This window comes from Paenibacillus sp. P4_A7, assembly GCF_056402455.1.
Genome location: NZ_JBFUHJ010000798.1, coordinates 1 through 1181, shown reverse-complemented (window position 1 = coordinate 1181; position 1181 = coordinate 1). Strand labels below are relative to the sequence as shown.

The 1181-nt window shown below is 34.3% G+C and carries 2 protein-coding genes; both read left to right on the top strand.

The genetic code is table 11. From position 1 onward, the window contains the following. Nucleotides 1-310 (top strand): hypothetical protein (locus AC1DWN_RS34080; protein WP_477563237.1); only part of this gene is annotated, 310 nt, incomplete at its 5' end. Nucleotides 311-817: 507 nt separating this feature from the next. Beyond that, nucleotides 818-1114, top strand: coding sequence for a hypothetical protein (locus AC1DWN_RS34075; protein ID WP_477563236.1), 297 nt, complete (start codon nt 818-820; stop codon nt 1112-1114). Nucleotides 1115-1181 lie beyond the last annotated feature (67 nt).

Below are 1181 nucleotides of genomic sequence, written 5' to 3'. Positions count from 1 at the left end.
GCCCCCACCTTGTCTTTCAGGTGRGGGCTATTTGACGCTTACCTATATAGGAACTCAGACAACAAAATATGTTGGAAAAGATAAAGTGAAAAAAGTAGAAGTGGACATAACTTACAAAAATGAAAAAGGACTGTTCAATCCATCAAATACAGTTGAAAAAATTGATTACTTCAAAACAAATGAAGAGATCCAATTGGTTGCAAAAGAAGAGATAAAGAAATATCAAAATCTACGAGGTGTAACATTCCACTGGGCAACAGATACTCAAACTTTAGAAGAAGGATTTGTTTTGAAAGAAGTTGCTCAATAGATAATAATGAAGAATTTAGCATAATTACGTTTTATCGTTGAATAGTGGTTTGAAGTTAGATCCTTAGATCTTGATATTTCCTTGTAGTCACTTAAGCTTACGGGCAGTTAAGTTCAGTGAGCTACTGCGATAAAATGGAAGGTGTGGAAATTAACCAACCGTTGATTCAAGAGGAAAGGGGTTGATATTAGTAATGAAAGTTATTGCTTTTTATATCTCACTATTATTCGGATCATCACTGGTTGTAACTGCTGCAATACCGCTTATCTTTGCATATCCATACAGCAATGATCCCAATTCAGGACCTTCGAACACTTGGGAATTTATTCGAATGAATGATTGCTTACGAATCATGGATATTGTTTTTAATCATTGGTCTAGGTTTACTAGTAGCTTCAATTTTGGGACTCCGAGGAAAGATTTTACGCTAATGAATCACTGAATAAAAGGTAAACGATAGCTTAGTATCGGTTTCAACTTAGGGATATATTTGATTTGGAGGATAATATGAAGTGTACTGAATGTGGATATGAGTATAATTCAAATGCTGAAAATTGGGTGTATCACGGAGATGCTTGTTATGAAATCAAGTCCAATATATTTAATGCCCAATTGCTTATCGAAATAGCAGAACATGCATTTTCTATAGACCCCAAACATGAGGAAATTTATATAGATACTTGGCTAATTGATTGCCTACCTTGCAGTTCGTGCTCTCTCCAAAATATAAGAAACAAAAGTAAGAGGTTAGAGCTTGAACAAAAATATGATAGCAGAGGATTAAACATTACTTATTATTTTTAAAAATCAAGAAGTAGTTTGCTACGGCAGCTGCTCCTTTTCTTTATTAAGCTAACGGGCAGAATTGTTG